The sequence below is a fragment of the Streptomyces yongxingensis genome, from assembly GCF_055597465.1.
Genome location: NZ_CM145717.1, coordinates 4501122 through 4526055, shown reverse-complemented (window position 1 = coordinate 4526055; position 24934 = coordinate 4501122). Strand labels below are relative to the sequence as shown.

The following is a 24934-nucleotide window of genomic DNA, read 5'->3' as shown; positions in this document are numbered from 1 at the left end:
CCGCTTGTCGGGGCTGGTGCGTTGTGGCTGGTGGCCGACGGCCTCCGAGGCTTTAGACAGCCACCACGGGGCGAGCCTCGAAGAACAGGGGGCCAATCGGTCGCAAACGCGGGCAGGATCACAGGCCCGCCCGATTCGCCGGGCCAGCGTAAGGCCCCCTGTTCTCTCGCCCCGTGGCAGCTCCCGTCCAAAGCCTCTACGGCCGGCGGCGTGCCCACGGCGCACCGACCGGGCACCGCGCCTCACTCCTCGGGTTCGGGCAGCCGCTTGCCTCTGCTCTCGGCCACCCGCAGGGCATCGCGCAGCGCCTCGCAGAGACGGTTTCCAAGGAACCGTAATTCCCCGGCGCTCACCTTCTTTTCGTTCAGCATCTCCCGTCCGATAGCGAGGAGTTCCGTTCCTGTGCGTAGCTGTACGTCCTCCATCTCGTCCGCGACCTGCGAGACGTAACCGTGGTGATCGGTGACGAGATAGCACGGCTTGCCACTCGGATCGGACCAGGGGAGAAGTCGGGGGCGTGTGCTCATCGGTTCACCACATCTGGCCCGGTACAGCGATGTGCGAACAACCACGACTGTTCGACCCGACCGGCGATACGCTCTCTCATGTTGGCGCTCCTCGCAGCGTTGACCACGCCCCCGGACCGTTCGCCCGGTCGCGGGGGTACACCTAGGCAACCCCTGTGGCACTTCAGCGGGTAGCGCCTGTAGGGGTGTTGAAAGGTGTTGGTTCCGCATTCGTTCATGACCGAAGGCCGTGAATCATGAAAACGCCGAACGAAAAGCTGTCCGATGGGCTGGACCGATCCGGAATGAGCCAAGGCGAGTTAGCCCGACGAACAAGAGTTCAAGCCAAGCAATGGGGACAGCCACATATTGCCCCGGATGCCACGAGCGTTCGACGCTGGCTGACCGGGGAACAACCCCGACCCCCGGTACCCGACATCCTGGCGGATGTGTTCTCAGCGGCCATGGGCTACCGAGTCACGACCTACGATCTGGGGCTCGGCGACAGCGCGACGGCGGACAGAGGGCTTGTGTACAGCCCTTCCTTCCTGGCTACCGTGGAAGCTGTTGCCGACTTGGGGAGGGCCGACGTGGACCGTCGTAAGTTCTTGGCCTCAGCACCGTTCGCCGCCGTGGCGGGTATCGGACCAAGCCGGGACTGGCTGTTGAGCACGCTCGATCAGCAGCCCAAGCCCGGACCCCGGGTGAGGCTGGAGGACGTCAGCGCCGTTCGGAACATGTTCGGCGTCTTCCAGCAGATGGACATCTTCCAGGGTGGCGGTTCGGGCCGCCTCACCTTGGCCGCGTACATGAACGCCCATGTGTTCCCGCTGCTCCGTCGCACCCACACCGAGCGGGTTCGGCGTGCTCTCTGCGAGGCCGCCGCTGAGCAGACGTATCTGCTGGGTTGGATGGCGTACGACAACGGGGAGCACGGGGCGGCGCAGCGCTACCTGATCCAGTCGCTCCGTCTTGCCGAGGAGTCACGCAACCCGGCCCTCGGCGCGCATGTGCTGGCCGGGATGGCGGATCAGGCCACGCTTCTCGGGCATCCCGAGGAGGGCCGAAGGCTCGCCCAGTCGGGCCGCGCGGGACTCACCAAGTCGGCATCCCCTGCATGCCTGGCCGATCTCTGGGCGCTTGAGGCTCGCGCTTGCGCCAAGCTCGGTGACAAGCATGCGGCAGTCTCGGCGGTCGCGAAGTCGGAGACCTCGTACGAGAGCGTGCGCCCCGAAGAGGAACAGGAGTGGGCCGCGTTCATCGACCCGGCGTACTTGCACGGGGAGCACGCCAACACCTTCCGTGATCTTGGCGAGCCGAAGAACGCCAAAGAACACGCCCGCAGGTCAATCGACCACGCCCGCAAGCAGAAGCGCGCCCGCCGGGGCGCCATGTCCCATGCGGCGCTGGCTGCCTCGCATCTCCAGGGCAAGGATCTCGAAGCGGCGCACGCTGCGGGAGTACGGACGATCTCTCTCACGCAGCAGGTCAAGTCGTCGCGAGCGGTCGAGGCAGTCCAGGACTTGCAGAAGCGTATGAAGCCGTTCGGCAGGCACCGTTTGGTTGCGGACTTCAATGAGCGAGCGCGCGAGCTGACCGCCGCCTGATAGCTGCCGCACGCATGACGGAAGCTCCCTGGTCTTTTCGAGCAGGGAGCTTCGACATCCTGGTTCCTTATGCGTGAATGTCCAGTTCAGCTAACAGGCTGAGCCTCGCATCGCACCGGTTGTTCGCGACTGTTTCGCTTCCACCACTGGCCTTCGGAGTCTTGAAACCCGAACGTGATGATCAGCGCATCGCCTGCTCTGGGACTGATCGGGACGCCGCTTGAGTCAAGGAGCTGCACCCTTGCCGTGAAGGTGTCCAGCGATTGAAGCAGACATGTTGCAGTCGAGTTGGGGCTGACATGGGGGTTGAGTCTCCAACTCTCTCCTTCGAGCAATGGTTGCCGACGAACGTTGAGTACTTCGACGTTGGCGATCGCGTGCGGGCCACCGTTTGTGATCACGACTTTGATAGTCGTATCACTCGACCACGGGGCTGACACGACCACCAACGATGCCCGTGCGAGAGCGGCTCGGTCCTCCTTTAGGGCCGTCTCCTGTTCGGCCTTCAGCTTCTTACGCTGGGTTATCCAGTAGGTCGCACCAGTGAGCGTCACGCCTCCGACTGCTGCAAGTGAGCTGATCACCGTCCAAGCATCAGCCATGTTCCGCCCCCCAACTCTTGGATGCGTCTGATCCAGAGGGTCAGCCGTCAGTTGGGGCCACGCCGATCGGGCAGCTCACGCCCGTGCCGCCGATGCCGCAGTAGCCGTTTTTGTTGCGGTCAAGATACTGCTGGTGATAGGGCTCGGCAGGGTAGAAGGGGCCCGCGGGGAGGATTTCGGTGGTGATCTCGCCGTAGCCGGAGCCGGTCAGGACGGACTGGTAGGCGGCGCGGGAGGACTCGGCCTCGGACTGCTGCTCGGGGGAGTGGGCGTAGATCGCCGAGCGGTACTGGGTGCCGACGTCGTTGCCCTGGCGGAAGCCCTGGGTGGGGTCGTGGGACTCCCAGAAGAGCTTCAGGAGGGCGGCGTAGGAAGTGATCGTCGGGTCGAAGACGACGCGGACGGCCTCGGTGTGGCCGGTGAGGCCGCTGCAGACCTCCTCGTAGGTGGGGTTCTCGGTGTGGCCGCCCTGGTAGCCGACGAGCGTGGTCCACACGCCCGGGGCCTGCCAGAACTTCCGCTCCGCGCCCCAGAAGCAGCCCAGGCCGAAGTCGGCGACGACCAGGCCCTCCGGGTACGGGCCGGTCAGGGGGTTGCCGAGGACCGTATGGCGGTCGGGGACGGGGAAGCCCGGTTCGGGGCGGCCCTTCAGCGCCTCCTCGGCGGTGGGGAGGTGGTTCTTGTGGCGGCTGAACAGCATCTTCGGGCTCCTCGCGGGACGGGTACGGCGGCTGCCACGTCCTTCGTCGTCGTACGTTCTTGGCGTTCTTCGTCGTATACGAGTGCGCGGCTCCTTCACTTCAACGGGTACGGGGCTACGGGAATTCCGGCCCGCTCACGGCCCACCTCACCGCGGCAGCGTCGCCGGTGTGCCGCCGCCGCCCTCCCAGCCCGCCACCGCCAGCGCCCGGTAGACCGTGTACTCGGCCGCCGGGTCCGCCCCGTACGACCACGGGACCGCGCCCACGTGGCCGTCCACGTGGCGTAGCTGCTCCAGCGCCTCCGCGTAGCGCTCCGCGCGGACCAGGAAGAAGACCAGCAGGTGGCGGACGTGCGGCAGCACCGGGTGGTCGGCGGGGGCCTGGCGGACGGCGTAGAGGGCGCCCTCGATCGCCTTGATGATCACCTCGCTGCGGTAGAGGGTACGCACGAGGTTGGCCTCCGGCAGGTGCTCGAAGACGCCGAAGAGGGGGAGGGCGGGGAGGAGGCTCTTCGCGGGGGCGGAGGCGGCGGCCGCGTGGGTGAAGGCGTCGGCGCGGTCCTGGGAGCCGTGCCACTTCTCGCACCAGTAGTGGAGGGCGGCCAGATGGGCGCCCATGTGGTGCGGGGCGAGCTTGGTGACCTTGGTCCACAGCTCCTCGAAGTCGGCCTGCCGGTAGGCCAGACCGCGGGCCACGCCGAGTTCGATGATGTGCGGCACCGGGTCCTCCGGGGCCAGCCGGGCCGCCTCGTGGCAGACGTCCCGGGCCTCCTCCAGGATCATCCGGAAGTCCTGCGAGGACGGGTCGAGCAGTGCCTGGCGGATCAGGAACTCCGCGTGCACCGCCGCCGCGCCCGGGTCCTCGGGGGCCGCCACCCGCCAGGTGCGCAGCCACATCCCGCCCTGGCCGGGGGCCTGGGCGAGTTCGAAGGCCCCCGCCCCGGCCAGCGTCTGCACCCGCTGCCAGCGCAGCTCCGAGGTGGCATCGGTGAGCGCGAGCAGACGGGCGGCCGGCTGCCAGTCCTGCCGGGCCTGGACCTCCTCCAGCGCGTCGATCAGCTGCTGGTCCGGGCCGGGCAGCCGTACGTCCAGCCGCTCGCGCGGGACGAAGCCGTACTCCTGCGGGTCCGAGGCGCGCATCGCGCCCTGCACGGCCCCGCGGCCCCCGCGCATCCGCCGCAGGGCCGGTACGACGATCAGCCCGCCGATCATGACGATGGCGATGAGGAAGATCAGAAGCTCCATGAGGTGTCCCCGTGTCAAGGCCCGTAACGGCTTGTGGTGCGGAACGGCTTGTGGTCCAGCCTATGCGCCCCGGCGGTCGTTGAATCCAGCACGGGCGCGTCGGGCGTTACGCTCGGCCCATGAGCCACCAGCACCCCCAGGGGCATCCTCAGAGTTTCGAGACGCTCGCCATCCACGCGGGCCAGGAGGCGGACTCCCTCACCGGCGCCGTCGTCCCCCCGATCTACCAGGTCTCCACCTACAAGCAGGACGGCGTGGGGGGTCTGCGGGGCGGTTATGAGTACAGCCGTTCCGCCAACCCCACCCGTACCGCGCTCGAGGAGAACCTGGCGGCGCTGGAGGGTGGCCGCCGCGGCCTGGCCTTCGCGTCGGGTCTCGCCGCCGAGGACTGCCTGCTGCGCACGCTCCTGGTGCCGGGCGACCACGTCGTGATTCCGAACGACGCGTACGGCGGTACGTTCCGCCTGTTCGCGAAGGTCGTGGAGCGCTGGGGCGTGGAGTGGTCGGTCGCCGACAGCTCCGACCCGGCGGCGGTACGGGCCGCGCTCCGCCCCCGTACGAAGGTGATCTGGGTCGAGACGCCCAGCAACCCGCTGCTCGGCATCACCGACATCGCCGCCGTCGCCGACGTCGCCCGCTCCGCGGGGGCCCGGCTGGTGGTGGACAACACCTTCGCCAGCCCCTACCTTCAGCAGCCGCTCGCGCTCGGCGCGGACGTCGTGGTGCACTCCACCACCAAGTACATGGGCGGGCACTCGGACGTCGTCGGCGGTGCGCTGATCGTCTCCGACCCCGGCCTCGGCGACGAACTCGCCTTCCACCAGAACGCGATGGGCGCCATCGCCGGGCCCTTCGACTCCTGGCTGGTGATGCGCGGCATCAAGACCCTCGCCGTCCGGATGGACCGGCACAGCGCGAACGCCACCCGTATCGCGGAGATGCTCACCGCGCACCCCAAGGTGACCCAGGTCTACTACCCGGGGCTGCCGGAGCACGCGGGGCACGAGATCGCGGCCAAGCAGATGCGGGCCTTCGGCGGCATGGTGTCGTTCCGGGTCGCGGGCGGCGAGGCGGCGGCGGTCGAGGTGTGCGACCGGGCGCGCCTGTTCACGCTGGGCGAGTCCCTCGGTGGTGTCGAGTCGCTGATCGAGCACCCGGGGCGGATGACGCACGCCTCGGCGGCGGGCTCGGCGCTCGAGGTGCCGGCCGACCTGGTACGGCTGTCGGTCGGCATCGAGTCGGTCGACGATCTGCTGATGGATCTGGGCCAGGCTCTGGGCTGACGCCTGGGCCAAGGACTTTCGAGGGTGTCGCCTCCCCTCGAGTGGTCACTTCCCGTCGGAGGGGTCACTTCCCCTCGAGTGGTCACGTCCCGTCGGAGGGGTCACTTCCGCTCGAGTGGTCACCACCCCTCGAGGCGTCACCACCCCTCGAGGGGAGGGGTGGTGTCGGTGGGCGGCGGCGTGGCCCACGGTTCGACGATCGCCGCCCAGACGCCGAAGGCGACGACCGCGGCGAGCAGCAGCAGCCAGCCGATGGTGCGCACCACCTGGTGGCGGTGGAGCATCCGCCGTCCCCGTTCGGCCGCCCGGCCCGCCAGATCCGGCGGCAGCGCCGGATGCGGGCCCTCCAGCATCCGGCGGACCTCGGTCTCCTTGCGGTCCGGGAAGCTCATGGGGCGGCCCCGGCTCCGGCGTCGGCCTCGGCTCCGGTGTCGGCGTCGGCCTCTGCCCCGGCTCCGGCGTCGGCTCCGGCCCCGGCCCCTGTCGCGCCGGTGGCCGCCCGGCTGCCGGTGGACCGTGACGTTCCGGCGGAGGGCTGCGTTCCGGCGGACGGAGGCTGCCCGGCGGAGGATGACGTTGCGGCGGAGCGTGTCGTTCCGGCGGACGGACGCGTTCCAGTCGTGCCACGCCGGGCCGCCGCGCTGCGCATCGCCGTGACCGCGCGGGTGCAGATCGCCCGGACCCGCTCGACCGGGAGCCCGAGCGCCGCCGCCGTCTGCTCCTCCGCGACCCCCTCGTACAGCCGCAGCACCAGCACCAGCCGCTCCTGCGGGGTGAGCCGGGCCAGGGTGCCGCCGCGCGGGCGGCGGTAGCGGTGGCCCCGGTGGGCGAAGAGGGCGGCCAGCGTACGGCGGGTGTGGTCGTACGGGTCCTCGCCGCGCAGCCGGTCCCAGCGGGCGTACGTGCGCGCGAGCGCGGCGGTCAGCAGGCGCTCGGCGGCTTCGGTGTCCCCCGTCGGCTCCCCCGTGAGCAGCGTGGCCGCATGCAGCAGTCGGCCACCCGCGCCCGCGACGAATGCCTCGAACTCCCGGGCCCGGCGGCCATCCCGTGCTGCCCGCCGCTCTCGCACCACGCCCTCCGCCTCCCGTTCCTTTTAGGACACGGCAGGCACCGGCACCTGGTCAAGATGTCTGCGCCGGGGTCAGGTGGCGGGCGTCGCCTGGGGCACCGTGCTGTGCGCGGCGGAGAGGGCGATGTTGAAGCGGGTCAGCAGGTCGCAGAAGAGATCGCGCTCCTCCGCCGTCCAGTCCCCGGTCACGCGGGACATCAGATCGCGCCGTGAGGAACGCACTTCCTCCAGGCGGGCCTTGCCGCGCGGGGAGAGCTGGAGCACGACCGCGCGGCCGTCCTCGGGGTGCGAGGTGCGCTTGACCATGCCGGAGTCGACCAGCGGGGCGACCTGGCGGGTCACGGTGGACGAGTCGATGCCCATGCTCCCCGCGAGCGCCTTGACCCCCATGGGGCCTTCCTGGTCGAGCCGGTTGAGCAGCAGATACGCGGCTCGGTCCATGGAATTGCGGGCTTGGCCGACGCCGCCGAGCCGGGTCTGTTCCGCACGGCGGGCGAAGACGGCGACCTGATGCTGGAGTGCGTCCAGTACGCCGGTGTCGAGTTGAGTCGTCATGTCCGATTGGGTGGGCATGGCCTAGGGCTCACTTCATGCGGTGGTCTGTGGGATGTGGCACAGAGTACGCGGCTGGGAGCCCGCCCGTACGGGGGCTGCAGAAACCTGACGGGCCCCGAGCCACAACCTGCCGTTCTGAGCCGTTCCCCGGCGCCGTGGCCCGTCGGCGGACCCTCGTCCGGCACCAACCCGCCATGAGTCCCGGGCACTCGCCCGGCACCGGCTCGGCACCGGCTCGGCCCGTCGGGGCCTGTGGGGCGTGAGCTGCCAGACTGGGGACCATGGCTGCACGACACGGCGACGAGGACGGGCCCGGCTCCGGGTCCGGCCCGGCCTCGCACCTCACCTCCCCCACTTCCGCGTCCGCCCCCGCCCCCGCGTCCGAGGGTTCCGTATCCGGAGGTTCCGCCTCCGAGGGGTCCGGGACGACGATCACCCTCGACGACGTCCGCAGCGCGCAGAAGACGCTCTCGGGGGTCTCCCGGCTCACCGCGCTGGAGGGCAGCCGCTATCTGTCCGGTCTGGTCGGCGCGCCGGTCCACTTCAAGTGCGAGAACCTGCAGCGCACCGGGTCGTTCAAGCTGCGCGGCGGCTATGTGCGGATCGCCGGGCTCAGCCCCGAGGAGCGGGCGGCCGGGGTGGTCGCGGCGAGCGCCGGGAACCATGCGCAGGGCGTCGCCCTCGCGGCCTCGCTGCTGGGGGTGCGCTCGACGGTCTTCATGCCCGAGGGCGCACCGCTGCCGAAGATCGCGGCCACTCGGGACTACGGCGCCGAGGTGCGGCTGTGCGGCCAGATCGTGGACGAGACGATGCGGGCGGCGAAGGAGTACGCCGAGCGTACGGGCGCGGTCTTCATCCACCCCTTCGACCACCCGGACATCATCGCCGGACAGGGCACGGTGGGGCTGGAGATCCTGGAGCAGTGCCCCGAGGTCCGCACCGTGGTGGTGGGCATCGGCGGAGGCGGGCTGGCCGCCGGGATCGCGGTGGCGGTGAAGGCCCTGCGGCCGGACGTGCGGGTGGTGGGGGTGCAGGCGGAGGGCGCCGCGGCGTATCCGCCGTCGCTGGCGGCCGGGCGGCCGGTGACGATCGACGCGCCCGTGACGATGGCGGACGGCATCAAGGTGGGGCGGCCGGGCGATGTGCCGTTCCATATCATCGAGAACCTCGTCGACGAGGTCCGTACGGTCACCGAGGACGAGCTGTCCAGCGCGCTGTTGCTCTGCCTGGAGCGGGCGAAGCTGGTGGTGGAGCCCGCGGGCGCGAGCCCGGTGGCCGCGCTGCTGTCGGCGCCGGAGTCCTTCGAGGGCCCGGTGGTCGCGGTGCTCTCGGGCGGCAATGTCGATCCGCTGCTGATGCAGCGCATCCTGCGGCACGGCATGGCCGCGGCGGGGCGCTATCTGTCGCTGCGGCTGCGGCTCACCGACCGGCCGGGGGCGCTGGCCACGCTGCTGGGGGTGCTGTCGACGCTGGACGCCAATGTGCTCGACGTCAGCCATGTACGCACCAACCCGCGGCTCGGGCTGAGCGAGGCCGAGGTGGAGCTGCACCTGGAGACGAAGGGGCCGGACCACTGCGAGGACGTCCGGGAGGCGCTGCGCGGCGCCGGGTACACGGTGATGGCCTGACGCCGGGGGCGGGTCTGAGCCTGAGCCCGGGGACGGGTCATCCATCGCGGGGGTAGGAGTTCCCCCGCGGCTCGCTTTCTTCATTTTGTTCGCCTCGCGTATGTCGCGATGTATCGCGTCTCGGTTACGATTGCCGTCCAGTTGCTGCCGAGCGCTGCCCATATGGGCGGACTTATGCCTTGATTGAGTGTGGAACTGACCCAACCCCGGGAGTGCCAACATGCCAGGCGCTATTCACGCCGAGGGTCTGGTGAAGACCTTCGGTGACGTAAAGGCTCTGGACGGCGTCGATCTCGACGTGCCGGAAGGAACCGTGCTCGGACTGCTCGGCCCCAATGGCGCCGGCAAGACCACCGCGGTGCGCGTGCTCACCACGCTGCTGCGCCCGGACAGCGGGACGGCGGTGGTCGCGGGGGTGGATGTGCTCAAGAACCCCAACGAAGTCCGTCGCTCCATCGGGCTGTCCGGTCAGTTCGCCGCCGTGGACGAATATCTGACCGGCCGTGAGAACCTCCACATGGTCGGCCAGCTCTACCAGATGGGGGCGCGGAAGGCCAAAGCCCGCGCGAGTGAGCTGCTGGAGCGGTTCAGCCTCGCGGAGGTCGCCGACCGCACCGCCAAGACGTACTCCGGCGGGATGCGCCGGCGGCTGGACCTCGCCGCGGCCCTGGTGGTCAGCCCGCCCGTGATGTTCATGGACGAGCCCACCACCGGTCTGGACCCGCGCAACAGACAGGCGCTGTGGGAGGTCATCCAGGAGCTGGTGGCCGGCGGTACGACGCTGCTGCTGACCACGCAGTACCTGGAGGAGGCGGACCATCTCGCGCATGACATCTGCGTGATCGACCGCGGCCGGGTCATCGCCCGCGGCACCTCCGACCAGCTCAAGGCCCGTACGGGCGGCGAGCGCGTGGAGGTCGTGGTGCATGAGCGCGAGGACATCGCGGCGGCCGAGGAGGTCCTGCGGGTCCTGGGCAAGGGCGAGGCGACCGTGCAGGAGCACACCCGCAAGGTCACCGTCCCGGTCGTGGGCGGCGCCAAGCTGCTCGCCGAGGTCATCCGTGAACTGGACACCCGTGGTGTCGAGATCGACGACATCGGGCTGCGCCGCCCGACCCTGGACGACGTATTCATCTCGCTCACCGGCCATGGCGCCGGGAAGGGGGAGGCGAAATGAGCACGATGAGCGATTCCCTGGTCATCGCCCGACGGAATCTGATCCGGATGACCAGAATTCCCGAGATGGTCCTCTTTGGTCTGGTTCAGCCAGTGATGTTCGTGGTTCTCTTCACGTACGTCTTCGGCGGCTCGATGAAGATCGGCGACAGCACCGACCCGGACGTCTACAAGAACTTCCTGATGGCCGGGATCTTCGCGCAGACCGTGACCTTCGCCACCGCGGGCGCGGGCGCGGGGATCGCGGAAGACATGCACAAGGGGTTGATCGACCGGTTCCGCTCGCTGCCGATGGCCCGGGGCGCGGTGCTCACCGGCCGGACCTTCGCCGACCTGGTGCAGACGACGCTCACCTTGGTGGTGCTGGCCGTCGTCGCGCTGATCGTGGGCTGGCGCCCCGGTTTCGCGGACTCGACCAACGTCGGGAAGATCCTGGGCGGCTTCGGCCTGCTGCTCCTGCTGGGATACGCCTTCACCTGGATCGGCGCGCTGATCGGGCTGTCCGTCCGCACCCCGGAGGCGGCGACCTCCGGCGGTCTGATCTGGCTGTTCCCGGTCACGTTCATCTCGAACGCCTTCGTGGACTCCAGCCAGATGACCCCGTGGCTGCGGCACATCGCCGAATGGAACCCCTTCAGCGCCACCGTGCAGGCGTGCCGTCAGCTCTTCGGCGACCCCGGTCTGTCCCAGTCCGGCGCCTGGCCGATGCAGCATCCGGTCTGGGCGTCGCTGATCTACTCGGCCCTGATCATCGTGGTCTTCCGGACGCTGGCGGTGCGCAAGTACCGCTCGGCGACCGCCTGAGCCGGTTCTTCCGGGGGCGCACCGTCTGACCGGGGGCGCACCGTCTGAGCGGTTCTTCCGGGAGTGCGCTGCCTGAGGCCCGGTTCTTCCGGGAGTACGGGGGCGACGGGAGCGCGGGGGAGCCCCGGCCGTCCGGCCGGGGCTCCACGCCGGGCGTTCAGCCCATTCAGCCCTGGTAGGGCTTGGCCTCCAGGATCCGCACCGAGGCGGTGCGGCCGTTGGGCAGCTCGTACTCCGCGTCCTGGCCGACCTTCTTGCCGTTCACACCCGAACCCAGCGGGGACTGCGGCGAGTAGGTCTCGACGTCCGCGCTCGCGTACTCACGGGAGGCGAGCAGGAAGGTCAGGGTGTCGTCGGGGTCGCCGTCGAAGGCGATGGTGACCACCATGCCGGGGGCGACCACGCCGGTGTCCGCGGGTGCCTCGCCGACCTTCGCCTGCTGCAGGAGCTGCGTCAGCTGACGCACTCGGAGCTCCTGCTTGCCCTGCTCCTCCTTGGCGGCGTGGTAACCCCCGTTCTCCCGGAGGTCACCCTCCTCCCGGGCAGCCTCGATCTTCTTCGCGATCTCGACACGTGCGGGACCCGACAGGTACTCCAGCTCTGCCTTGAGCTGGTCGTACGCCTCCTGGGTCAGCCAGGTGACGTTCTCGCTGGTCTGGGTCACAGGTGCTCCTCGTCGGTGCTGGGAATACAAATGAACGCCCTACTCAGAAGGGTGCGCCTTCGTAGCCGGGCGAAACCACGAGCCTAACAATTCCGGCAAGAAACGGGGAGGAGGGAACTGGGCGCAATGCGTAGGAAACGCGTCAGCGCTGGTCAGATCGGGGCAGGCACCCGACACGTCCAGTTCGATTATCGAACGGGCTCGCAGCCGATCAACTCGGCGCTGGTCGCCCGGGCCGTGGTGCGCACGGTCACGACCTTGACCATGTCCTCCTGGCGCTGGCCGAAGGTGAAGTCCTTCCGGCCCACCTCGTCGTGGTACTCGTCCAGGGTACGCACCGTGCAGACACCCGTCGCGTCCTTATCCTTGGTGATCTCCAGCCGGACCTCGACGGCGTCATCGGCGACCACCTTGAAACCGGTCAACCGGCCGCTGACGTCCTGACCGGCGATGTAGTCGTACCCGAACCACGCGATCAGGGCCAGCAGCCCGGCACCGAGCACCGCGCCGACGATCTTCAGCGTCCGGTCGGCACGCGCGTCCGCGGACCGTCCGTAACGCCCGTCGGGCAGCCCCTCGCGCACCGCGGCCATGGGCGTTCCTCCTGCTGGGGGAGAGATCGGAATTATTCGTCCCCGGTTTAGGTCACTATAGAAGCCGTCTTCCACGACGAATCACTGAGGATCGAACTTGACTGAGCAGCTGCGTTTGATGGCCGTGCACGCGCACCCGGATGACGAGTCGAGCAAGGGCGCGGCCACCATGGCCAAGTACGTGTCCGAGGGGGTGGACGTGCTGGTCGCCACCTGCACAGGCGGGGAGCGCGGCTCCATCCTCAACCCCAAGCTCCAGGGTGACCCTTACATCGAGGAGCACATTCACGAGGTCCGCGCCAAGGAGATGGACGAGGCGCGCCAGATCCTCGGCGTCAAGCAGGAGTGGCTGGGCTTCGTGGACTCCGGACTGCCCGAGGGCGATCCGCTGCCGCCACTGCCCGAGGGCTGCTTCGCACTGCAGGACGTGGAGGCCGCGGCGGAGCCCCTGGTGAAGCTGATCCGCTCGTTCAAGCCGCAGGTGATCACCACCTATGACGAGAACGGCGGCTATCCGCACCCGGACCACATCATGACCCACAAGATCTCGATGGTGGCCTTCGAGGCGGCCGGTGACCCCGAGAAGTACCCGGAGGCGGGGGAGCCCTGGCAGCCGCAGAAGCTCTACTACAACCAGGGCTTCAACCGGGCGCGCACCGTGGCGCTGCACGAGGCGCTGCTGGCCCGCGGGCTGGACTCGCCGTACGCGGAGTGGCTGGAGCGCTGGAAGACGTTCGGACGGCCCGAGCGCACGCTGACCACCTATGTGCCCTGCGCCGACTTCTTCGAGATCCGCGACAAGGCGCTGATCGCGCACCGTACGCAGATCGACCCCGACGGCGGCTGGTTCCGGGTGCCCATGGACATCCAGAAGGAGGTCTGGCCCACCGAGGAGTACGAGCTCGCCAAGTCGCTCGTGGACACCTCCCTCCCCGAGGACGACCTCTTCGCGGGCATCCGCAACAATTGAGCCCATGATGAGCGCCACCAGCACCCTCGCCATGACGCATCTCGTCCCGCTCGCCAAGGACCTGGACGAGAACAAGGTGACCCCGGGCGTCCTCGGTTTCATCGTCTTCGCCGTGATCGGCGCGGCGGTGTGGCTGCTGATGAAGTCCATGAACAAGCACATGAAGCGGGTGAACTTCGAGGAGGCGCCGGAGGAGCCCGGCAAGACTCCGGCGGCGGCCTCCACCGAAGGCGCCAAGGGTGCCAAGGGCGCCAAGGGCGAAGAGCGCACGGCCTGAACCCTGGCCGGGTCTGACCGCGTGTCCCGCGCGCGGGACACCACGGCCCGGCCGGACCTTCCTGGCGGCCCCGGCCGGCCCCCACGGTCCGGCCCCTCCGCGCACTTCCAGTGGAGCGCTCAGGCGCGAGGCCGGTCCGGCAGCACGGCCATGACCTCGCGTGAGTGGCGGCTCGGCACCGTGCCGAGCTGCCATGCCTGCCACCCCGTCTCCGGCTCGACGCCGCGCTCCAGCACCAGCGCGAACGCCTCCGCGCACCCCTCCAGCCGGGAATCACCCGCCGTGCCCTCCTCGCGCATCTCCCGCAGCAGCTCCGCCAGCTCCTCCTGGGCCACCGCCGTGCCGATCACCGAACCGCCCGCGGAGGCGAACGGCAGCAGGGTGCAGCGCAGGAACCGGGCCCAGGAGCGGCCGCGCCGGTCCCCGTACCCCGCGAACAGCACGGCCGCCTCGTCCACCAGCTCCAGCGCCTGCGCCACCTTGCCGTTTCCCGCGTCGATCACCGCCAGCTCGACACAGGACCATGCCTCGCCATGGGCCACGCCCACCCGGCGGAAGTCCTGCCGGGCGTCCTGGAGCAGCTGCCGGGCGAAGCCGCTGTTGCGCAGCGAGCCCGTCTGCGCGGCCCGCAGATCGCGGGTGACCCGCGCCGAGTGATGCCGGGCACACGCCAGCCCGTACACATCCCGCATCCGGCTGAACATCGTGCGGGCCCGCTCCAGCTCGCGCACCGCCGAGTCGTGGTCGCCGCGCTCCTCCAGCGCCTGGCCCAGGTAGTACAGCGTCCATGCCTCACCGCGCGCGTCCTCGTTCTCCCGGTGGCGGGCGAGGGCCTGGCGGAGCTGGTCGACGGCCGTCGACGCCTCCCCGGCCACCAGCCGGGCCCGGGCGAGCTGGGTGAGTGCCCATGCCTCACCGCGCTGGTCATGGGTGCGGCTGTAGGCGTCCAGCGCGTCCCGCAGCTCGGCCTCGGCGCGCGGCACATCGCCCATCCGCAGACACGCCTGGCCGAGCTGGAAGTGCGCCCACGCCTGGCCGTGCAGGCTCTCGCTCTCCTGGTGCAGCTCCAGGGCCTCGCCCAGCAGCTCCAGCGCCTCGGCCAGCCCGCCGCGGTCGCGCTCCACCGCCGCCAGGGCGTGCATCGTCCAGGCCCGGTCGCCGCGCAGCTCCTCGGCCCGCTGGAGCTCCAGCGCCTCGCGCAGCTTGGCCGCGGCCTCCACGAGATTGCCCTGGTGGTGCAGGGTGATGCCGAGACTGCACAGGGCGCGGGCCGCGCCCGCCTGGTGCTGGGCCTCGAAATACAGGTCCACCACCGAGGAGAGCGTGGTGCGCGCCTGGTCCAGCTCGCCGAGCTGGCGGGCCGCGATACCGGTGCGCCACTGCACGGACCGCATCAGCAGCCCCTGGTCGACGGCCTGGGTGAGCTCGCTGATCTCGCCCAGCCGGTAGAGATCGCCGCGCAGCAGGCAGTAGTCGCACAGCGCGCCCAGCAGGTGGAGCACCGCGGACTGGTCCACGCCCTCGGCATGGCGCAGCGCGGCGGTGATGAAGCTCGATTCGTCGTCCAGCCAGCGCAGCGCCGCGTCCAGCGAGGCGAAGCCGTGGGCCGCGCCCGTGCCGAAGATGTCGGCACGGGTGGAGGTCTTGCCGTCGACCAGCCGGATCACCGAGTCCGCGAGCTCGGCATAGCTGCGGATCAGCCGCTCCTGCGCGGCGGTGCGCTGCTCCGGCTGCTCCTCGTCCAACAGCCGGGCGTGGGCGAAGGAGCGCACCAGGTCATGGAGGCGGTAGCGGCTGCCGCGCACATGCTGGATCAGCCCGGCCCGCCCGAGCGCCTCCAGATGGCGGCCGGCCTCCTGCTCATCGGCGTCCAGCAGCGCCGCGGCCGCCGCGCCGCCCAGGCTGGCCCGCCCGGCCAGCGCCAGCCGGCGCAGCAGCCGCCGGGCGCCCTCCTGCTGGTCGGTGTAGCGCAGCCACAGGGCGCGCTCGATCGCGCCCACCGGGCCGTACGCCTCCAGCTCTGTGACCAGGGCGGCGGGGGAGCGGGGGCCGAGCGAGGAGCCCGCGATCCGCAGCGCCAGCGGCAGCCGCCCGCACAGCTCGGCGATCCGCTCCACGGACTGCCCGTCGTAGGGCCCCGCGCCGGTGGGCTCCTCGGCGGAGGCCCGCAGCAGCTCCTCGGCGCCCGGCTCGTCCAGCGGGCCCACCTCGATCCGGTGCACCCAGGCGGCGAGGTCGTCCGGCAGGCCGAGCGGGGTGCGCGAGGTGATCAGGACCAGGCCGTCGGACCGCTCGGGAATCAGCGTGCGCACCTGCTCGGCGTCGCGGGCGTCATCGAGCACGATGGTGACCGGCAGCCCGGTCAGATACTGGTGGTACAGCTCGGTGAGCCGTCTGACGTGCTGGTCCTGCGAGGAGCGCTCGCGGAAGAGTAGCTGGTCACGGGGTGCGCCGAGCCGGTTCAGCAGATGCAGCAGCGCGTCGCGAGTGGGCAGCGGGGCCTGCTCGGGGCTGTCGCCGCGCAGATCGACCAGGCACGCGCCGCGGAACTCATCGCGCAGATGGTGGGCCGCCCGCACGGCGAGCATGGTCCGGCCGGACCCCGGCGGGCCCTCCAGCAGCACCACCGTGGGCTTGGTCTCGGTGGACGCGCGGGCCTGCCGCACCCACTGCGCGATCTGTGTGATCTGCGCATGGCGCCCGGCGAACGGGCCGTCCGCCTCGGGGAGATGGGCGAAGGACTGCTCCAGCACGGTGCGCCTGCGGGCCGCCTGGCTGCGGTCCGCGCCGCGCAGCTTCGGCTGCCCGGTGGTGGAGGCGGAGCGCTTCGCCGAACCGCCGCCCTGGCGGGTGGCGGCCGTGGTCATCCGGTGCTGGTCGATGAACGGCCGGATGCCCCGCACCTCGACCGCCGTGAGCCACTGCAGCCGCAACTGCTCGGCCCCGCCGGGCTGGTTGCGCAGCGCGGCCTGGCGGTGGGCGGCGGGCCAGTGGCTCGCGGTGAGCTTGACGACGGCGGCGGCCGACCCGGCCACGGCGGCCGTGACCCCCGCGCCCAGCGCCGTGCCTGCCGAGGTGCCGAACCCGAGGTCCGCGCCGAAGGCCGCCACCGCGGCGACCGCCGCGGCCAGCGCCGGGGTGCCCAGCTGCCCGCGTGACAGCCGGGCGGAGAGCGGTCTGCTGCCCGCGTCCGACTCGTCCAGCGCGCGCACATACGCCCCGTACTCCTCCGCGGCGGTGGCGGCCATCTCGTCGAGCGCGCCGCGTGCCCGGCCGAGCAGCACCCCGCCGTCGGTGCGCCCGCCCGAGCGGCGCACCTCCTCCTCCACGGCCCGCGACAGCAGCCGCTCGACCTCCGTCCGATGGCTGTCCCGCAGCACCGCCAGTGACGCCGGCATGGTGATCCCCCTCCTGCAGCAGTGCCCTCAGTGTTCCGTTTCTGGCTCCTATCCGGCAGTCCTGTGGATAACTCCCCTGTGGATAACTTCGTCTGCCTCGCCGGGTGGGGGAGGATGGACCCATGCCGAACCGTCTGGCGCACGAGACGTCCCCCTATCTGCTCCAACACGCCGAGAACCCGGTCGACTGGTGGCCGTGGTCGGACGAGGCGTTCGAGGAAGCGCGTCGCCGCGGGGTGCCCGTGCTGCTGAGCGTCGGCTATTCGAGCTGCCACTGGTGCCATGTCATGGCGCACGAGTCGTTCGAGGACAAGGCGACCGCCGACTACCTCAACGCCCACTTCGTCTCCGTGAAGGTCGACCGCGAGGAGCGGCCGGACGTCGACGCGGTGTACATGGAAGCGGTGCAGGCCGCCACCGGCCAGGGCGGCTGGCCCATGACGGTCTTCCTGACCCCCGAGGCCCAGCCGTTCTACTTCGGCACGTACTTCCCGCCCCGGCCCCGGCCCGGGATGCCGTCCTTCCGGCAGGTGCTGGAGGGCGTGGGCGCCGCCTGGTCGGACCGCCGCGACGAGGTGCGGGACGTCGCCGGCCGGATCGTGGAGGACCTGTCCCAGCGCGGCGGTATCGCCCTGGGCTCGGACGCGCCCCAGCCGCCCGGCGAGGAGGATCTGCACAGCGCGCTCATGGCCCTGACCCGCGAATTCGACGCCACCCGCGGCGGGTTCGGCGGTGCGCCGAAGTTCCCGCCGTCCATGGCGCTGGAGTTCCTGCTCCGCCACCACGCCCGCACCGGCTCCGAGGGCGCGCTCCAGATGGTGTCCGCCACCTGCGAGGCGATGGCCCGCGGGGGTATCTACGACCAGCTCGGCGGCGGTTTCGCCCGCTATTCCGTCGACGCCACGTGGACCGTGCCCCACTTCGAGAAGATGCTGTACGACAACGCGCTGCTGTGCCGCGTCTACGCCCATCTGTGGCGGGCCACCGGCTCGGACCTCGCGCGCCGCGTCGCCCTGGAGACGGCGGACTTCATGGTCCGCGAGCTGCGCACCGCACAGGGCGGCTTCGCCTCCGCGCTGGACGCCGACAGCGACGACGGCACCGGCAGGCATGTCGAGGGCGCGTACTACGTGTGGACCCCCGAGCAACTGAGCGAGGTGCTGGGGGAGGCCGACGCGGAGTTCGCCGCCGGATATTTCGGCGTCACGCGGGAAGGCACCTTCGAGCACGGGGCCTCCGTGCTCCAGCTGCCCGACGGGGAGCGGCTGACGGACGCCGCGCGCGTCTCCTCCGTACGGGAGCGGCTGCTGGCCGCCCGGGAGCTGCGGGCCCGCCCCGGCCGCGACGACAAGATCGTCGCGGCGTGGAACGGGCTGGCCATCGCGGCGCTCGCCGAGACCGGTGCCTATTTCGACCGCCCCGACCTGGTGAACACCGCGACCGAGGCCGCCGAGCTGCTGGTGCGCATCCACATGGACCAGCGCGGGCGGCTGGCCCGCACCTCGCTCGACGGCCACGCGGGCGCCCACGCGGGCGTGCTCGAGGACTACGGGGACGTGGCCGAGGGCTTCCTCGCGCTGTCCGCCGTCACCGGTGACGGCGCGTGGGTGGAGTTCGCCGGGCTGCTCCTGGACACCGTGCTGAGCCGGTTCACCGACGAGGACGGCACGCTGTTCGACACCGCCGATGACGCCGAGACGCTCATCCGCCGCCCCCAGGACCCGACGGACAACGCGGCGCCGTCCGGCTGGACGGCCGCCGCCGGGGCCCTGCTGTCCTACGCCGCCATCACCGGCGGAGCGCGCCATCGGGAGGGTGCCGAGCGCGCCCTCGCTGTGGTGCGGGCCCTCGGCCCCCGGGTGCCCCGCTTCATCGGCTGGGGCCTGGCCGTGGCCGAGGCCCGGCTCGACGGGCCGCGCGAGGTGGCCGTGGTCGGCCCCGGCGACGACCCGGCGACCCGTGCCCTGCACCGCGCCGCGCTGCTGGCCACCGCCCCCGGGGCGGTCGTCGCGGTCGGCGAGCCCGGCTCCGGCGAGATCCCGCTCCTCCAGGACCGCCCCCTCCTGGAGGGCCGCCCGGCGGCCTACGTCTGCCGCGGCTTCACCTGCGACGCGCCCACCGCCGATGTCGAGGCCCTGACGGCCAAGCTGGGGGGTTGAGCGGGGCGGGGCCGGACCCGCCGACGTACGGTGCGTGGGCCTGGGCCGGGCCGGAGCCGTGACGGGGTCTGCCCGGAGCCGGGACGGTGGCGGGGTCCGGGGTGCCACGGTGCCGGGTCCGGGGCCGTGACGGTGCCGGGACGGTGCCGAGGTCGGGCCGCGACGGGGGCCGGCCCGGGGCCGGGGCCGTGGCCGGCCCGCTACGGGGCCGGGGGCCGGGGGCGGCTACAGGGGGATGCCCTGGGACAGCATGTCCAAGGCGCGGTCGACGCTCTCCTCCATGGCCGCCACCGCCGAGTCCTCCGCCGCGCCCTGGTCGACGCAGTGGAAGAGCGCTTCCTGGAGGACGCCGAGGACGGCTCCGACCACGACGCGCACCTCGAAGTCCTCCGGCGACCGGCCGCTGCGCTCGGCCAGGACCTCGGCGAGCAGTGCGCCGGTCCGGGACATGCTCTCGCTCATGCGAGCGCGTAGCCCCGGCACCTGGCGGATCAGGGTGAGGCGGACCAGCATCTCCTGCCGCTCGTCACCGGCGAACCGCCGGAACAGGTCGAGCAGGACGCGCCGCAGCGAGGCGACCAGCGGTTCGTCCAGCGGCCGGTCCCGGAGCGCGGCGAGCAGGGCATCGTCGTACTCGTCGGAGAGGACGATGTCCTCCTTGGTGGGGAAGTAGCGGAAGACGGTGCTGGGGGAGACGTCGGCGGCCTCCGCGATGCGGTCCACCGGGGTCGCGTCGTAGCCCTGCTCGGTGAACAGCCGGTAGGCGGCGCGCCGGATCGCCTGCCGGGTCTGGATCTTCTTGCGTTCGCGCAGCCCGAGCTTCGGCCGCGCGGACGTCGTACGTGCGGAAGCCATGGATCTCATTGTCGGGCATCGGCGGTCTCCTGGACCATGGCGCCTTGATCGGCGGGGACCGCACGAGCCAGGAGGAACGCGACCACCGAGCCGTCCGCCGCGTCGGCCGCGGCGGGTGGCAGCCCGGTGGTCGGGAGTGTCCCTCGGACGGTCAGGGGTGCTGATAGGCCACCAGGGAGATGCCGACGTAGTGCACGACGAAGGCGGCCAGCGTGAAGCTGTGGAACACCTCGTGGAAGCCGAACCAGCGGGGTGAGGGGTTGGGGCGCTTGGTGCCGTAGATCACCGCGCCCACGCTGTAGAGCAGCCCGCCGACGATGATCAGCGTCATCACGGCGATGCCGCCGGTGTGCAGGAAGTCGGGCAGGAAGAAGATGGCCGCCCAGCCCAGCGCGATGTAGCACGGGGTGTACAGCCAGCGCGGGGCGCCGACCCAGAAGACCCGGAAGGCGATTCCGGCGAGCGCTCCGGCCCACACCAGCCAGAGCAATAGCTGCTGTTTGCCGTGCGGCAGGAGCAGCAGTGTGAAGGGCGTATAGGTGCCCGCGATGATCAGGAAGATATTGGCGTGGTCCAGCCGCCGCAGCACCGCCGCGGTGCGCGGTCCCCAATTGCCGCGGTGGTAAAGGGCACTGGTGCCGAACAGCGCACAGGCGGTGAGCGTGTAGATGGCACAGGCCAGCCGCCCGCGCGGACTGTCGGCGAGGGCCGTCAGCACCACACCCGAGACCAGTGCCGCGGGAAACATGCCGGCGTGCAGCCAGCCGCGCAGCATCGGCTTGAGCGGGAGCGGCGGGGCCGCGGGGGGCCCTGGGGGATTCTCAACGGCGGCATCGGGCGGAGCGGCAGTCATGGCGCTCATGCTACCTACGCCACCGTAAGTTACCGCTCCATGTCGAGTGGTGATGGTCACCAAGGCGTCCACTGGACAGATGGCCCGTACAGTCGGATGATCAAATGAGCGCGGTCGGCACCGGATGAGCTGAGCATCCGGGTCGCAGCCCCCAAGGGGTAGCTGTCTCCATAAACGGATATGAGTGCACATATCCGTCCAAACCCTCAATCAAGACGCCGGAGCGAGTGCGGTTCCGGCGGGATGGAGCGATCGTGGCGCCCAGCAATGTGGCTTCCTCCCTCACCACCACCCCGAGCCCCACGAACCACCAGGAGCTGGTCTCCTGGGTCGGCGAGATCGCCGCCCTCACCCAGCCGGACCGGGTGGTGTGGTGCGACGGCTCGGAGGCGGAGTACGACCGCCTGTGCGCGGAACTCGTCGAGAAGGGCACCTTCAAGCGCCTTGACTCGATCAAGCGCCCCAACTCGTACTACGCCGCCTCCGATCCGAGCGATGTGGCGCGCGTCGAGGACCGTACGTTCATATGCTCCGAGAAGGAGGCGGACGCGGGCCCGACGAACCACTGGAAACACCCCGACGAGATGCGTGAGATCTTCACCGGGGAGCAGGGCGTCTTCCGGGGTTCCATGCGCGGCCGGACCATGTATGTCGTGCCCTTCTGCATGGGCCCGCTCGGCTCGTCGCTGTCCGCGATCGGCGTCGAGATCACCGACTCCGCCTACGTGGCCGTCTCCATGCGCACCATGACCCGCATGGGGCAGGAGGTCCTCGACGTCCTCGGGGACGAGGGCTTCTTCGTCAAGGCCGTCCACACCCTCGGCGCCCCGCTGGAGCCGGGCCAGGCCGACGTGCCCTGGCCGTGCAACCCGACCAAGTACATCTCGCACTTCCCGGAGACGCGGGAGATCTGGTCGTACGGCTCCGGCTACGGCGGCAACGCGCTGCTCGGCAAGAAGTGCTACGCCCTGCGCATCGCCTCCGTGATGGCGCGGGACGAGGGCTGGCTCGCCGAGCACATGCTGATCCTCAAGCTCACCCCGCCGCGCGGGGAGGCCAAGTACGTGGCCGCGGCGTTCCCGAGCGCGTGCGGCAAGACCAACCTCGCGATGCTGGAGCCGACCATCCCGGGCTGGACGGTCGAGACGATCGGCGACGACATCGCCTGGATGCGGTTCGGCGAGGACGGCAGGCTGTACGCGATCAACCCCGAGGCGGGCTTCTTCGGTGTCGCGCCCGGCACCGGTGAGCACACCAACGCCAACGCGATGAAGACCCTGTGGGGGAACTCGGTCTTCACCAATGTGGCGCTCACCGACGACGGCGACGTGTGGTGGGAGGGCATGACCGAGGAGCCGCCCGCCCATCTGACCGACTGGAAGGGCAACGACTGGACCCCGGCGAGCGAGACGCCGGCGGCCCACCCCAATGCCCGCTTCACCGTGCCGGCCGGGCAGTGCCCGATCATCGCGCCCGAGTGGGAGGACCCCAAGGGCGTGCCGATCTCGGCGATCCTCTTCGGCGGCCGCCGGGCCAGCGCCGTTCCGCTGGTGACCGAGTCCTTCGACTGGCAGCACGGCGTCTTCCTCGGCGCCAACGTGGCGAGCGAGAAGACCGCCGCGGCCGAGGGCAAGGTCGGCGAGCTGCGCCGCGACCCGTTCGCCATGCTGCCGTTCTGCGGCTACAACATGGGCGACTACATGGCCCATTGGGTGGAGGTCGGGAAGAACGCCGACGCCGCCAAGCTGCCGAAGATCTACTACGTCAACTGGTTCCGCAAGGACGCCGACGGGCGCTTCGTCTGGCCGGGCTTCGGTGAGAACAGCCGGGTGCTGAAGTGGATCGTCGACCGCCTGGACGGCAAGGCCGAGGGCGTGGAGTCCCCGATCGGGGTGCTGCCGACGCCCGAGGCGCTGGACACCGACGGCCTGGACCTCGACGACGCCTCGCTCGAGCTGCTGCTCACGGTCGACAAGGAGGTCTGGCGCGACGAGGCCGGGCTGGTGCCCGACCACCTGCGCACCTTCGGCGAGCACACGCCCAAGGAGATGTGGGACGAGTACCACGCGCTGGTGAAGCGCCTGGGCTGAGCCACCCCGCTCCGTGGGCCGGGGCCCGCGATTTCAGGCGCGGGCCCCGGCCGTGCGCCCCTCTCCGGTCGTCAGCTCACGTCGGCCGGTCACGTCGGCCGATCACGTCGGCCGAGTCGGCTCAGGCTCTCAGGCGGCGAGGCCCAGGGCGGTCGCGTGGGAGCGCATGCGCTCGGCCGCCAGCGTCGTGGCCGCCGTGTCGTCGCGGGACGTGGCCACCACCAGGGCCCATCCGGCCAGGGTGTGGGCGCGCTGGTGGAGGGCGGCGATATGCGCCGGGTCCGAGGCCGCCGTCGTGGGCGCCGCGCGCAGCGGGGCGCGGCCGTCGCGCAGCCGGGTGGCCTGCTCGGCGAGGCGCTGGGCGGCGTCGTCGAGGGTGGGGTCCGGGGCGAGGGTGCGCAGCTCGTCCGTCACGGTGAGCAGTGCGGTCAGATGTCCGGCCAGCCGGATGTCCAGCTCTTCCTCGCGGGAGCGGTGCGGGAAGTCGGGCTTGGGCTCGGCCATGCTGTGGACCGACTTGGTGCGGATCGGTTCGTACATGGATGGCCTCCAAGGGGTGAGGAGGCCATCCTAACTTAGACTCTGTCTAAAGTTGAGCAGTAACTAAAGATCGCGGTAACTGCGGTAACCAGAGATCAGGGCTGGCCGTATCCGTCCAGGAAGTTCCCGATCCGGGTCACCGCGTCGGCCAGATCCTTCTTGGCGGGCAGCGTCACGATGCGGAAGTGATCCGGCTCGGGCCAGTTGAACCCCGTGCCGTGCACGATCATGATCTTCTCGGCCCGCAGCAGGTCCAGGACCATCTGCCGGTCGTCCTTGATCTTGTAGACCTTCGGGTCCAGCTTGGGGAACGCGTACAGCGCGCCCTTGGGCTTCACGCAGGTGACGCCCGGGATCTGGGTCAGCAGCTCGTACGCCGTGTCCCGCTGCTCCACCAGCCGGCCGCCGGGGAGCACCAGATCGTTGATCGACTGACGGCCGCCGAGCGCCGTGGCCACCGCGTGCTGCGCCGGCATATTGGCGCACAGCCGCATATTGGCCAGGATGGTCAGCCCCTCCAGATAGCTGGCGGCCTGGGACTTCGGGCCGCAGACCGCCAGCCAGCCGCTGCGGTAGCCCGCCACCCGGTACGCCTTGGAGAGCCCGTTGAAGGTGAGGGTCAGCAGGTCCGGGGCGACGGCGGTGGTCGGGGTGTGGGTGGCGTCGTCGTAGAGGATCTTGTCGTAGATCTCGTCGGAGCAGACGATCAGCCGGTGGCGGCGGGCGATGTCGGTGAGGCCGCGCAGCATCTCCTCGCCGTAGACGGCGCCCGTCGGGTTGTTCGGGTTGATGATGACGAGGGCCTTGGTGCGGTCGGTGACCTTGCGTTCGATGTCGGCGAGGTCCGGCAGCCAGTCCGACTGCTCGTCGCAGCGGTAGTGGACGGCGGTACCGCCGGCGAGCGAGACCGAGGCGGTCCACAGCGGATAGTCGGGGGCGGGGACGAGGACCTCGTCCCCGTCGTCCAGCAGCCCCTGCATCGACATCTGGATCAGCTCCGAGACGCCGTTGCCGAGGAAGATGTCCTCGACATCGAGGTCGATGCCCTGGGTCTGGTAGTGCTGCATCACCGCGCGCCGCGCGGACAGCAGGCCCTTGGCGTCGCCGTAGCCGTGGGCGTCGCCGAGGTTCCGGAGCATGTCCTCGAGGATCTCCGGGGGGCATTCGAAGCCGAAGGCCGCCGGATTTCCGGTGTTGAGCTTGAGGATGCGGTGTCCTGCCGCCTCCAGCCGCATCGCCTCCTCGAGCACCGGGCCACGGATTTCGTAGCAGACGTTGGCGAGCTTCGTGGACTGGATCACCTGCATGTCGGCCACCTTACGGCGGTGTGTCCGGGGCCGCTCGGTGTTTTTCGCCACGT

At 70.6% G+C, this 24934-nt stretch carries 22 protein-coding genes and 1 pseudogene; 9 read left to right on the top strand and 14 right to left on the bottom strand.

Going from position 1 to position 24934, the window contains the following annotated elements:
* Window positions 1-242: 242 nt before the first annotated feature.
* Window positions 243-527, bottom strand: a complete 285-nt coding sequence (locus ACZ6TD_RS19035) for a hypothetical protein (protein WP_471355516.1) — start codon at window positions 525-527, stop codon at window positions 243-245.
* A gap of 236 nt (window positions 528-763) precedes the next feature.
* On the opposite strand from ACZ6TD_RS19035, the gene ACZ6TD_RS19030 reads away from it, so the two are divergent.
* Window positions 764-2113: a transcriptional regulator gene (locus ACZ6TD_RS19030; RefSeq protein ID WP_471355513.1), complete on the top strand. Its 1350-nt coding sequence runs from the start codon at window positions 764-766 to the stop codon at window positions 2111-2113.
* 86 nt (window positions 2114-2199) lie between these two features.
* Here ACZ6TD_RS19030 and ACZ6TD_RS19025 read toward each other — a convergent pair whose 3' ends face one another.
* From ACZ6TD_RS19025 to ACZ6TD_RS19015, 3 genes are all read right to left on the bottom strand, one after another.
* A complete protein-coding gene (locus tag ACZ6TD_RS19025; RefSeq protein ID WP_471355511.1) occupies window positions 2200-2697 on the bottom strand; it encodes a hypothetical protein in 498 nt (165 codons plus the stop codon).
* Window positions 2698-2755: 58 nt separating this feature from the next.
* Window positions 2756-3415, bottom strand: a complete 660-nt coding sequence (msrA, locus tag ACZ6TD_RS19020; protein ID WP_471355509.1) for a peptide-methionine (S)-S-oxide reductase MsrA — start codon at window positions 3413-3415, stop codon at window positions 2756-2758.
* 147 nt (window positions 3416-3562) lie between these two features.
* Entirely contained in the window at window positions 3563-4660 is a 1098-nt protein-coding gene (locus tag ACZ6TD_RS19015; RefSeq protein WP_471355507.1) for a hypothetical protein, read from the bottom strand.
* 119 nt (window positions 4661-4779) lie between these two features.
* On the opposite strand from ACZ6TD_RS19015, the gene ACZ6TD_RS19010 reads away from it, so the two are divergent.
* Window positions 4780-5943: a cystathionine gamma-synthase gene (locus ACZ6TD_RS19010; protein ID WP_471355504.1), complete on the top strand. Its 1164-nt coding sequence runs from the start codon at window positions 4780-4782 to the stop codon at window positions 5941-5943.
* Between the two features lie 137 nt (window positions 5944-6080).
* Here ACZ6TD_RS19010 and ACZ6TD_RS19005 read toward each other — a convergent pair whose 3' ends face one another.
* The 3 genes and pseudogenes from ACZ6TD_RS19005 to ACZ6TD_RS18995 form a co-directional block, all read right to left on the bottom strand.
* A complete protein-coding gene (locus ACZ6TD_RS19005) occupies window positions 6081-6335 on the bottom strand; it encodes a hypothetical protein (RefSeq protein ID WP_137979306.1) in 255 nt (84 codons plus the stop codon).
* Window positions 6336-6538: 203 nt separating this feature from the next.
* Window positions 6539-7012, bottom strand: a pseudogene (locus tag ACZ6TD_RS19000) (sigma factor-like helix-turn-helix DNA-binding protein); the annotation flags it as partial.
* A gap of 72 nt (window positions 7013-7084) precedes the next feature.
* Window positions 7085-7585: a MarR family winged helix-turn-helix transcriptional regulator gene (locus tag ACZ6TD_RS18995; RefSeq protein ID WP_471355502.1), complete on the bottom strand. Its 501-nt coding sequence runs from the start codon at window positions 7583-7585 to the stop codon at window positions 7085-7087.
* Between the two features lie 263 nt (window positions 7586-7848).
* Between ACZ6TD_RS18995 and ilvA the strand changes: the two genes are divergently transcribed.
* The 3 genes from ilvA (at window position 7849) to ACZ6TD_RS18980 (ending at window position 11175) form a co-directional block, all read left to right on the top strand.
* Window positions 7849-9195 (top strand): threonine ammonia-lyase, encoded by a 1347-nt coding sequence (gene ilvA / locus ACZ6TD_RS18990; RefSeq protein ID WP_471355499.1) that lies wholly within the window; start codon window positions 7849-7851, stop codon window positions 9193-9195.
* A 220-nt stretch (window positions 9196-9415) separates the two neighbouring features.
* Window positions 9416-10372, top strand: coding sequence for an ATP-binding cassette domain-containing protein (locus tag ACZ6TD_RS18985; protein ID WP_471355497.1), 957 nt, complete (start codon window positions 9416-9418; stop codon window positions 10370-10372).
* The gene (locus ACZ6TD_RS18980) at window positions 10369-11175 is read left to right on the top strand and encodes an ABC transporter permease (RefSeq protein ID WP_471355495.1); all 807 of its coding nucleotides are present in this window, start codon (window positions 10369-10371) and stop codon (window positions 11173-11175) included. The genes ACZ6TD_RS18985 and ACZ6TD_RS18980 overlap by 4 nt, the downstream gene beginning before the upstream one ends.
* 166 nt (window positions 11176-11341) lie before the next feature.
* Here ACZ6TD_RS18980 and greA read toward each other — a convergent pair whose 3' ends face one another.
* On the bottom strand, window positions 11342-11839 hold the full coding sequence (gene greA, locus ACZ6TD_RS18975; protein ID WP_020868807.1) for a transcription elongation factor GreA: 498 nt from the start codon (window positions 11837-11839) through the stop codon (window positions 11342-11344).
* 188 nt (window positions 11840-12027) lie between these two features.
* On the bottom strand, window positions 12028-12432 hold the full coding sequence (locus ACZ6TD_RS18970; protein ID WP_471355492.1) for a DUF4307 domain-containing protein: 405 nt from the start codon (window positions 12430-12432) through the stop codon (window positions 12028-12030).
* A 97-nt stretch (window positions 12433-12529) separates the two neighbouring features.
* Here ACZ6TD_RS18970 and mca point away from each other — a divergent pair, with 97 nt between their 5' ends.
* Both mca and ACZ6TD_RS18960 read left to right on the top strand, forming a co-directional pair.
* The gene (gene mca, locus ACZ6TD_RS18965) at window positions 12530-13402 is read left to right on the top strand and encodes a mycothiol conjugate amidase Mca (RefSeq protein ID WP_471355489.1); all 873 of its coding nucleotides are present in this window, start codon (window positions 12530-12532) and stop codon (window positions 13400-13402) included.
* 7 nt (window positions 13403-13409) lie between these two features.
* Complete coding sequence (locus tag ACZ6TD_RS18960) at window positions 13410-13679, top strand: hypothetical protein (RefSeq protein WP_471357856.1); 270 nt, start codon at window positions 13410-13412, stop codon at window positions 13677-13679.
* Between the two features lie 119 nt (window positions 13680-13798).
* Here the strand turns inward: ACZ6TD_RS18960 and ACZ6TD_RS18955 are convergent, their stop codons facing one another.
* Complete coding sequence (locus ACZ6TD_RS18955) at window positions 13799-17077, bottom strand: tetratricopeptide repeat protein (protein ID WP_471355487.1); 3279 nt, start codon at window positions 17075-17077, stop codon at window positions 13799-13801.
* A 122-nt stretch (window positions 17078-17199) separates the two neighbouring features.
* On the opposite strand from ACZ6TD_RS18955, the gene ACZ6TD_RS18950 reads away from it, so the two are divergent.
* On the top strand, window positions 17200-19236 hold the full coding sequence (locus ACZ6TD_RS18950) for a thioredoxin domain-containing protein (RefSeq protein ID WP_471355484.1): 2037 nt from the start codon (window positions 17200-17202) through the stop codon (window positions 19234-19236).
* Window positions 19237-19461: 225 nt separating this feature from the next.
* On the opposite strand, the gene ACZ6TD_RS18945 is transcribed toward ACZ6TD_RS18950, so the two are convergent.
* Window positions 19462-20100 carry a TetR/AcrR family transcriptional regulator gene (locus ACZ6TD_RS18945; protein WP_471355483.1) on the bottom strand — a complete coding sequence of 213 codons (639 nt, stop codon included), beginning with the start codon at window positions 20098-20100 and terminating at the stop codon, window positions 19462-19464.
* 142 nt (window positions 20101-20242) lie between these two features.
* On the bottom strand, window positions 20243-20944 hold the full coding sequence (trhA, locus tag ACZ6TD_RS18940; protein WP_471355480.1) for a PAQR family membrane homeostasis protein TrhA: 702 nt from the start codon (window positions 20942-20944) through the stop codon (window positions 20243-20245).
* Between the two features lie 254 nt (window positions 20945-21198).
* Between trhA and ACZ6TD_RS18935 the strand changes: the two genes are divergently transcribed.
* On the top strand, window positions 21199-23034 hold the full coding sequence (locus ACZ6TD_RS18935; RefSeq protein ID WP_471355478.1) for a phosphoenolpyruvate carboxykinase (GTP): 1836 nt from the start codon (window positions 21199-21201) through the stop codon (window positions 23032-23034).
* A 129-nt stretch (window positions 23035-23163) separates the two neighbouring features.
* On the opposite strand, the gene ACZ6TD_RS18930 is transcribed toward ACZ6TD_RS18935, so the two are convergent.
* Both ACZ6TD_RS18930 and ACZ6TD_RS18925 read right to left on the bottom strand, forming a co-directional pair.
* A complete protein-coding gene (locus tag ACZ6TD_RS18930) occupies window positions 23164-23574 on the bottom strand; it encodes an SCO4983 family protein (RefSeq protein ID WP_471355476.1) in 411 nt (136 codons plus the stop codon).
* Window positions 23575-23669: 95 nt separating this feature from the next.
* On the bottom strand, window positions 23670-24881 hold the full coding sequence (locus ACZ6TD_RS18925) for a pyridoxal phosphate-dependent aminotransferase (protein WP_471357853.1): 1212 nt from the start codon (window positions 24879-24881) through the stop codon (window positions 23670-23672).
* Between the last annotated feature and the right edge of the window lie 53 nt (window positions 24882-24934).

Bases quoted from the DNA above. Each gene is read 5' to 3' on its own strand.
- ACZ6TD_RS19035 (WP_471355516.1), bottom strand. From the start codon at position 527: ATGAGCACACGCCCCCGACTTCTCCCCTGGTCCGATCCGAGTGGCAAG.
- ACZ6TD_RS19030 (WP_471355513.1), top strand. From the start codon at position 764: ATGAAAACGCCGAACGAAAAGCTGTCCGATGGGCTGGACCGATCCGGA.
- msrA (WP_471355509.1), bottom strand. From the start codon at position 3,415: ATGCTGTTCAGCCGCCACAAGAACCACCTCCCCACCGCCGAGGAGGCG.
- ACZ6TD_RS19015 (WP_471355507.1), bottom strand. From the start codon at position 4,660: ATGGAGCTTCTGATCTTCCTCATCGCCATCGTCATGATCGGCGGGCTG.
- ACZ6TD_RS19010 (WP_471355504.1), top strand. From the start codon at position 4,780: ATGAGCCACCAGCACCCCCAGGGGCATCCTCAGAGTTTCGAGACGCTC.
- ACZ6TD_RS19005 (WP_137979306.1), bottom strand. From the start codon at position 6,335: ATGAGCTTCCCGGACCGCAAGGAGACCGAGGTCCGCCGGATGCTGGAG.
- ACZ6TD_RS18995 (WP_471355502.1), bottom strand. From the start codon at position 7,585: ATGCCCACCCAATCGGACATGACGACTCAACTCGACACCGGCGTACTG.
- ilvA (WP_471355499.1), top strand. From the start codon at position 7,849: ATGGCTGCACGACACGGCGACGAGGACGGGCCCGGCTCCGGGTCCGGC.
- ACZ6TD_RS18985 (WP_471355497.1), top strand. From the start codon at position 9,416: ATGCCAGGCGCTATTCACGCCGAGGGTCTGGTGAAGACCTTCGGTGAC.
- ACZ6TD_RS18980 (WP_471355495.1), top strand. From the start codon at position 10,369: ATGAGCACGATGAGCGATTCCCTGGTCATCGCCCGACGGAATCTGATC.
- ACZ6TD_RS18970 (WP_471355492.1), bottom strand. From the start codon at position 12,432: ATGGCCGCGGTGCGCGAGGGGCTGCCCGACGGGCGTTACGGACGGTCC.
- ACZ6TD_RS18960 (WP_471357856.1), top strand. From the start codon at position 13,410: ATGAGCGCCACCAGCACCCTCGCCATGACGCATCTCGTCCCGCTCGCC.
- ACZ6TD_RS18955 (WP_471355487.1), bottom strand. From the start codon at position 17,077: ATGCCGGCGTCACTGGCGGTGCTGCGGGACAGCCATCGGACGGAGGTC.
- ACZ6TD_RS18950 (WP_471355484.1), top strand. From the start codon at position 17,200: ATGCCGAACCGTCTGGCGCACGAGACGTCCCCCTATCTGCTCCAACAC.
- ACZ6TD_RS18945 (WP_471355483.1), bottom strand. From the start codon at position 20,100: ATGAGATCCATGGCTTCCGCACGTACGACGTCCGCGCGGCCGAAGCTC.
- trhA (WP_471355480.1), bottom strand. From the start codon at position 20,944: ATGACTGCCGCTCCGCCCGATGCCGCCGTTGAGAATCCCCCAGGGCCC.
- ACZ6TD_RS18930 (WP_471355476.1), bottom strand. From the start codon at position 23,574: ATGTACGAACCGATCCGCACCAAGTCGGTCCACAGCATGGCCGAGCCC.
- ACZ6TD_RS18925 (WP_471357853.1), bottom strand. From the start codon at position 24,881: ATGCAGGTGATCCAGTCCACGAAGCTCGCCAACGTCTGCTACGAAATC.